Here is an 8,395-nt window from a genome sequence, read left to right as displayed (position 1 = left end):
GACTCCGTAGTTATTTATTTATCACTGTTCAACCGGACATGATATTATTCCAGGTCTCCCCATCTCCCCACCTCCCCATCTCCCCATCTCCTTCCTGACTTTTAACGATGAAATTTGTGCATTGTTTCCTGATAAAGAAGTAAGGCAAAATCTTTAATAATTTCCTCATTTTTAAAATGATGTCCGTACTTTTTCTTTGCTGTTTCTATGCAAATTTTCATAATCTCGGATGATTCCTCAATATAGTTAACTATCACCTGTTTTTGCTCTTGTTTTGGATGATGATGTCTGAAGTCTGGGTGTATATGATGTCTGAAATCTGAGTTTAAGGGAAATGTAGTTTCTGCAGTTATTTTAATATCTTTTCCTACTGGATGAACTATTTTTTTACCCCTTCTTTTTTGAACTTCTTCAGCAAAACCAGATGAAATTATACCTGCTGGTAGAGCGAAAATTCCTATACCTAAAAATGCCATAGCGGCACTTAATAATTTGCCTACATGAGTCGTAGGATAAACATCTCCATAACCCACAGTTGTTAAAGTTACCACTCCCCACCACATAGTCTCTAAAATGCTAGAAAATTTTTCTGGTTGTGCTTCATTTTCTGCAAAAAACATGAGACTTGAAGCAAAGACTAATACAAAAATGACCACTAGCAATGTAGCTATTAATTCCTCTTTTTTTAGAACTATAACTTTCAGAATGGTACGCAGTGACTCAGAATATCTACTGATTTTAAATAAGCGAAATAAACGCAGTAATAATGTAAATTTTATAAATCCTAAACCGGGAAATAATACTTGTAAATAAAACGGCAAAATAGCGATAAAGTCTATTATGGATAAGGGGGTAATTATATACTTTAGTCTACCACCAATGGGATGACGATATTTAGGATTAATTGTACATACCCATATTCTGATAATATATTCTAAAGTAAACAATACAGTTATCATTATTTCGACTAATTCCAAATCTTTAGAATAAATATCTGAAAATCTGGGAGAAGTTTCTAAAATAAACGCACTGACACTAATGCTTGTTAAAATAGTAATCAGCAAATCATCTAGCAAACTTAAAATATTTTTCTGGTCTGAATATTCAAAAATATAGTAAATTTGTTCTTTCAAAGATTTACGTCTTTTCTCTATCTTCATCATTTTTTTACTAACAAAGTTAATGTTTACATTGATTTTTTTTCTGAATTTTTAAGAAGGGAATATGGAATAACGGTGCGACCTAGCGTCGGCGAAGTGCGTTAGCTCCTTTATCAGAGACTAGAAGTACCTGGTAGTGCATCAAGAGAGGAATCAGGGAAACGGAAGTCAGAAGTCAGAAGTTAGAAGTTAGAAGTCAGAAGTTAGATTTGAGATGACTAAAAACTTTGACAATACAATAGTTTCAGGCAATTATTTAACATTTAAAGTTTGAAACTATTTGTGAAATTCTTAAAGTTAATTGGTATAACCATAGTGGTTTAGGAATTTTTTTTGAGTAAGCATTTTTTTGGCGCTGCGCTTTTAGAAAAAGAGGATTTATAATAGTTTAATTTTATTCTAGCAATAAAGATTTCCATATTTTTATCTTTTTCTTTTTGGTTTAATACTCTGCCATCTATACGGTTTTTAAAATTGCTTGTGATTTGAGTCCTCATCCACTTTTTCCTTCTTCAAAGCAAAATGTATTTACTAATAATTTCAAATATTTGATTCAAAATTGTGACTTTTAATACTTATTAATTGATGGCAATAAGTTAAAATTTAAAATTGTATTTTGCCCTTATTCTCAGTAGAAAGCGAAGTGCTAAAAGTTAAGCATTCAGCCGTCAGCTATCAGCTATTAATGTTGGGAAAGGTAAAAGCAATTGAGAAATTGAGAAAGAATAAAAAGTTACTGCCAAAGTCTCCTTCCCCAACCTTACAAGTAATTATTCATTATTAATTGCTGTTTGTGTAACCTTCCAAAGAAATAGCTTACTACTAATGGCTGAATGCTTACGCTACAAGTTAAGTTATCTCTATGTTTTTCCACAGAGAAAAAATTAGACTGATAGCTGAGGTGCAAATTTCTATAGTCAGACATTACAACATTTCCTGCCATGGCAGTAGGTTGATATAAATTCACCTAAAATACTAATTTTTCTTGATTTACAAAAAAACAATATTTATCAAGTTAGTCATTTTTCAGTTCACCAAAATTATTTAGTATTTCCATGAAATTTAGCAAAAAAATTTTGATGTTAAGCGACTAACTTAATTTTTATAACTAAGTTAAGTAGTAGTGCCAAAAAATTTGTATATAATTTCCTCTCTAAACGTTACATACAGAGAAGTTCATACACAATTAATTTTGCTGAAATACCTATACTAAACTTTTTCAGGACTTACCTATAACCATCACTTATGGTAGGAGCTAACGGCCGTTATACCAATTTAAAAAAAGAATCCTATACTTAAGTGACACTTCAATTATTAAGTGATTAACAATAACTGGCTAATAATTTTCTTGATAATTAGCACGCCAGTTATTGTTAATTATTCTTATGTTTAATTCTCCCCCACTCCCCCACTCCCCCACTCCCCTACTCCCCCGCTTCAGAAAATGTAGCAAATATTTATCAAATTGGTATTAACCCACTACAAATGATGTATAACTTCGTCTTTTGTGTACGTCCTGTTTTCTTTTTGTAGCCTAAAAAATATAGATAAAATACTTCTTTTCTGTAAAAAAACTATTTTTTTATTTATTTAACCGAAAATAAATCTTTTCTTAACCTCCTGGAAATATTTATTTAATGTTCACCCAATAAGATGTCATGGGAATTAGTAAAAATTTCCAATTTATTTATAGAGCAAAGTTGAAAGAGTCAAATAGACATTTCAGCTTGTTCAGACATTTTGATTTAGATTGATTCCTAAAAATCAACTACGAGGCATATTTCTTGACTTTATTTTCATGCCTTAGATAAAATCTTTCTATTTTTTATCAAATTTCCAAATAGAAAATCAATCTAAAACATCAATGTAAATTTTCAGGTGAGAGGAGTATCAAATGGCAGAATTAAAAGGCTTTGCTGTATTACCAGCAGACACATTTGCAGCAGGTCCCCCATCAGGGAACTTCATTAATACAGATAATCGAGAAACACCATTCGATAGTCAACCAGTACAAGGATTTAGTGGCGTTCAATTTGCTCCTGGTAGCGAAGATGGCAGTACTTATTGGTTTCTCTCTGATAACGGTTTCGGTTCTCAAGGAAATAGTGCAGATTATTTGCTCAGACTATATCAAGTTGACCCCGACTTTGCTGGAGCAGAAGATGGTGATACTAGCGTTGAAATTCAAGATTTTATTCAACTAGCAGATCCTAATAATCTTATACCATTTGATATTGTCAATGAAGATACAAGCGATCGCCTCTTAACTGGAGCAGACTTTGATATTGAATCTTTTGTTATAGATAATGATGGAGATATTTGGATCGGAGACGAATTTGGGCCTTACATTTTACACTTCGATAGTACGGGAACTTTACTAGAAGCTCCTATTGCCACACCAAACCCGATCGAACTCAACACTCTTAACGGCCAAGATCCTCTAGTTATTGCCCACAGAGGTGCAAGTGGAGACTTACCCGAACATACTTTAGCAGCTTATGAAGCGGCGATCGCCGCAGGTGCAGACTTCATCGAACCCGACCTCGTAACTACTTCTGACGGTGTACTTATCGCTCGTCACGAACCACTGCTAGATGATACCACTAACGTTTCTGAAGTATTCGGTTCAGAACGCCAAAGCACCAAAATTCTTGACGGTGAAGAAACAACTGGTTATTTTGCTGAAGACTTTACTCTTGCAGAAATCAAACAACTACGCGCCGTTCAATCTCGTGACTACCGCGACCTTAACTTTGATGGGTTATTTGAGATTCCGACATTAGAAGAAGTCATCGAACTCGTTCAAAGAGTAGAAGCAGAAACAGGTGTTCAAGTTGGTATCTATCCAGAAACCAAACACCCTACATTCTTTGACGAACAGAATTTATCTTTAGAAGAACCCTTAATTCAAACCCTGCAAGATACAGATTTTACCGACCCTGATCGTATTTTCATCCAGTCCTTTGAATTTGCTAACTTAATTGACTTACAAGGACAATTAGATGATGCAGAACTCGGAGATATTCCTTTAGTTCAACTATATGGAAATACTACTGAAGGAGCTAATCCTGAAGCTGGGTTCTCCTTCCCCTTCGATATCCGTTTTAATGTCGCTGAAGGTAACAACTTAGTAGATATTTACGGTGAAGAATTCATAGATGCAGTAGAAGTTCCTCTCTCTGAAAATACAGTTTATGCAGACCTCGACAGTGTAGAATTTCTAGAAGTTATTGGCAACCTTTATGCAGAAGGTGCAGGACCTTGGAAGAATAACATTCTGTTGCGGGAATCTCTGGATACTCCAGTCGATGCAGACGGAGACGGAGAAGCAGAAATCAGGTCTCAGTTAACAGGAGAAATTACTTCCTTTATTGAGGATGCACACGATGCAGGTTTACAGGTTCACCCCTATACTTTGCGGGATGAAGAACGTTTTCTAACTCTGACCGAAGACGGTAGACCTCAAACTCCCGAAGCAGAATTCGAGCAACTAATAGATATTGGTGCAGATGGTTTCTTTACCGACTTCGCACGCACAGGAGTTCCCGTTCGGGATGCTATTGTTGCCGACGAAGTACGAGCGCCCCAAAATCCTAACCTCAATGATTTTAATACTCTCGACGGCAGCGCACCAATAGTTATCGGACACCGGGGTGCAAGTGGTGACTTCCCAGAGCATACCTTAGAAGCATATCGTTTAGCTATTGTTCAAGGTGCGGACTTTGTTGAACCAGACCTCGTAATTACTTCCGATGGTGTCCTCATTGCTCGTCACGAACCACTGCTAGACGATACCACCAACGTTGCTGAAGTATTCGGTCCAGAACGCCAAAGCACGAAAATTCTTGACGGTGAAGAAAAAACTGGTTACTTTGCTGAAGATTTCACCCTAGCAGAAATCAAACAACTGCGTGCCGTTCAATCTCGTGACTTCCGCGACCAATCTTTCAACGGTGAGTTTGAAATTCCCACCTTCCAAGAAGTTATCGAGTTGGTACAAGAAATGGAAGGTTTTGGGTTTGAAGTTGGTATCTATCCAGAAACCAAACACCCGACATTCTTCGATGAACAGGGTTTATCCTTAGAAGAACCTCTAATTCAAACTCTGCAAGATACAGGTTTCACCAACCCCAACCGTATTTTCATTCAGTCCTTTGAAGTTAAAAACCTACTTGAACTGCGCAACGAAATATTACCTGCTCAAGGTCTCGAAAACCTAAAGCTAGTGCAGTTGTTCGGTGACATTGAAGATGCCTTCATCAACGAAGGTGGCGGTGGGTTCTCAGTACCTTTCGACTTCGTTGCTAATGCCGAGGAGTTTGAACCCAGTGATATTGATGCTATCGCAGATCAGGTCAACTATGCCACCTTCACTGGTAGTGCTTTTAGCGTAACCCTTTTAGCTGAGAAAAATCCCGGACCTGGAGCTCCCCAAGAGATACTCGATCAGTTTGGCAACCTCCAAGATACTAACCAATTTATTCTACAGGATGCCACCAATCCCGATAACACTGTCGTTCTATTTGCTGGTCCAGACAGCGCACCTAAGTCCATCGAAGTTACTATTAGCGAGGCAGGTGTAGTTGCTATTAATGGTGATGAAGTTGCCAATAACTTTAGTCAGCAAGTTCACTTTGGCCTAATAAACAGCTTGCCCATTGGCGATCCTACCGGATTAGGAGCCGAAAGTTACACCTTTTCAACTAACAATGCTTTGAATCCAGAGAGCAATCCTCAGTTTGCTATTTATTCCGAAGTTGAAAACGAATTCATCATTGCCGCCGAGGAGTTGCCCTTTGCTAATTCCAATCAAGACTTTGACGACATGATAGTTAAAGTTACTGGGATTGAACCTATAGGAGCAACTCAGGCTGATATTTCCTTTAATCCTGAAAGGCTACAACCTCTCCTAGAAACTGCTAATACTCGTGCTATCTACGGCAACCTAGCTGACCTAATTGACTTCTCTAGTGTTCCCACCTACGCCGACCTAGCAAACGCGGAAGTCATTGAACTTATTGGCACTTACGCTGAAGGTTTAGGACCTTGGAAAAACAGTTTCTTGCTCCGGGATGATATAGATACACCCGTTGATGGTGACGGTGACGGTAATGCGGAAATTACCACTCAATTAACTGGGGAGGTATTACCACTAATAGATTGGGCACATGATGCAGGTTTGCAGGTTCACCCCTACACTTTGCGTGATGAAGAGCGTTTCCTTACTCTCAACCCTGATGGTACACCTCAAACTCCTGGAGAAGAATTTGAACAACTCATCGAAATTGGTGCAGATGGTTTCTTTACTGACTTCCCTGCTACTGGCAGCATAGTTGTAGAGCAATTTATTGATGAACCAAATATACGGACTTCCCGTGGTTATGAAGGTCTAGCATTCAGCCCCGATCGCGAAACTTTCTATCCTTTATTAGAGGGTGCAGTTGTTGGCGATCCAGATAATGCCCTCCGGATATATGAATTCGATCCTGAGTCTAGCTCTTTCACCGATCTAATTGGTTTCTATCCTACCGATGTACCAGGTCATGCCATTGGTGATTTTACTCCCATCAATAACGACGAATTTTTAGTCATTGAAAGGGATGGTCGTCAAGGAGATGCAGCTGAATTCAAGAAAATCTTTAAGATTGACATTTCTGTAGTTGATGATGAAGGTTTTGTTGAGAAAGAGGAAGTTGTAGACTTACTAAATATTGACGACCCCAACGACCTCAACGGAGATGGCGACACTACTTTTGACTTCCCCTTTGTTACCATTGAGGATGTGTTAGTTCTTGATAAAGACACTATTCTGGTTGCCAACGACAACAACTATCCTTTCTCCATTGGTCGGGGACCGGATATTGATAATAACGAGATTATTCAGATAGACCTAGACGAACCTCTAAACTTAGCACCAGGAATAGGAGTTGCTATTCCTACAGTCAGTATTGACGTTGAACCTGAGACTGTTGATGAAAATGGAGCAGAATATTCTTTAACTTTCAACTTAAATGTACCTGCTCCAGAAGGTGGTTTACGAGTAGTTTGGTCAGAAACGGATACTGATAATGCTTTTGGCGATATAGAATTTCCTCCTGAGCTAACCAATGCTTCTAACCTAGAAGAACTTGAAGCAGTAGGTGATGAACTCGCACGTTCTGCTATTACTATTGATGCAGGGGCAACTACAGCAACCGTTACCTGGACAACTATTTTTGATGGTGAAGATGAAGATGATGAAACTACAACCATTGAGTTGCAACCAGAAGATGGTTATGTAGTTGATACAGAGAATCAAGTAGGTCAAATCGTTATTCAAGATACAGATCCTAATGAAGGTCAGTCAATTACAGGTACTTCCGAGGGAGACGTTCGCCGTGGTGGTAATGGAGATGATACTATTATCGGTTTGAATGGCGCGGATACCTTAGTAGGTAGTTTTGGTGACGACGAAATTATTGGTAGTCGTGGCAGTGACTCCCTGTATGGTCAGGATGGTAACGATGTACTTCAAGGTCGTCAAGACAACGATCACCTATTTGGTGGTGATGGTAATGATGTGTTGAATGGTGGTCAAGGTCGCGATCGAATCAATGGTGGTGCTGGCGACGATACTTTAACTGGTGGTGCAAGTATTGACCTCTTTATCTTCAATAGTAATCAAGAATTTGACTCCGATGATTTTGGTGTTGATACCATCAATAATTTCCAACCAGACCTCAGACCAGATGAAGATGGAAACCAAGGCGATCGAATTCTTCTTGATAAGTCAACCTTTACTGCTCTTGACAGTTCTGCGGGAATTGGTTTCAGTGTTGATAGTGATTTTGAAATTGTTAACAATAATGCTGCTGTCAGTAGCTCTGATGCTTTCATTGTTTACAGTGAAGCATCTGGCGGTCTGTTCTACAATACAAGTGATGATTCTACTCAGTTTGCTATCCTTGATGGTGCGCCCACTATTACTGAGGATAATTTCCAAATTAGGTAAGAAGGTAACATCTTTCAAGTAGTAGAGACAAATCTTTACCTTTATTAGGGAGGTTCCATGGAACTTCCCTATATTTATTTTTGAGACAGGTGAGTTTCTTTTTCTAATAACTGAAATACTCTAGCGATTGCCTCTTGAAATGTATTATATCTGCCAGTCTTCAATAATCTTTCTAAAAATTTTTCGGTAGTCCTGCATGGGTTTTGGTGAAGATATATATTTTTTAATTTCTCCCATACTCCCC

Annotated in this window: 3 protein-coding genes; 1 reads left to right on the top strand and 2 read right to left on the bottom strand. The window is 38.1% G+C overall.

Annotation, left to right across the window (positions count from 1 at the left end):
* Positions 1-101 precede the first annotated feature (101 nt).
* The gene (locus D5R40_RS27820) at positions 102-1,163 is read right to left on the bottom strand and encodes an ion transporter (RefSeq protein ID WP_124144535.1); all 1,062 of its coding nucleotides are present in this window, start codon (positions 1,161-1,163) and stop codon (positions 102-104) included.
* A gap of 317 nt (positions 1,164-1,480) precedes the next feature.
* Positions 1,481-1,657: a hypothetical protein gene (locus D5R40_RS38190; RefSeq protein WP_161564465.1), complete on the bottom strand. Its 177-nt coding sequence runs from the start codon at positions 1,655-1,657 to the stop codon at positions 1,481-1,483.
* Positions 1,658-3,054: 1,397 nt separating this feature from the next.
* Here D5R40_RS38190 and D5R40_RS40200 point away from each other — a divergent pair.
* Positions 3,055-8,151, top strand: coding sequence for a glycerophosphodiester phosphodiesterase family protein (locus D5R40_RS40200; protein WP_282433671.1), 5,097 nt, complete (start codon positions 3,055-3,057; stop codon positions 8,149-8,151).
* Positions 8,152-8,395 lie beyond the last annotated feature (244 nt).

The sequence above is a fragment of the Okeania hirsuta genome (assembly GCF_003838195.1).
Classification (GTDB): domain Bacteria; phylum Cyanobacteriota; class Cyanobacteriia; order Cyanobacteriales; family Microcoleaceae; genus Okeania; species Okeania hirsuta.
Note: the sequence above shows the minus strand (reverse complement) of the source record. Positions and strands in the feature narration are given on the sequence as shown.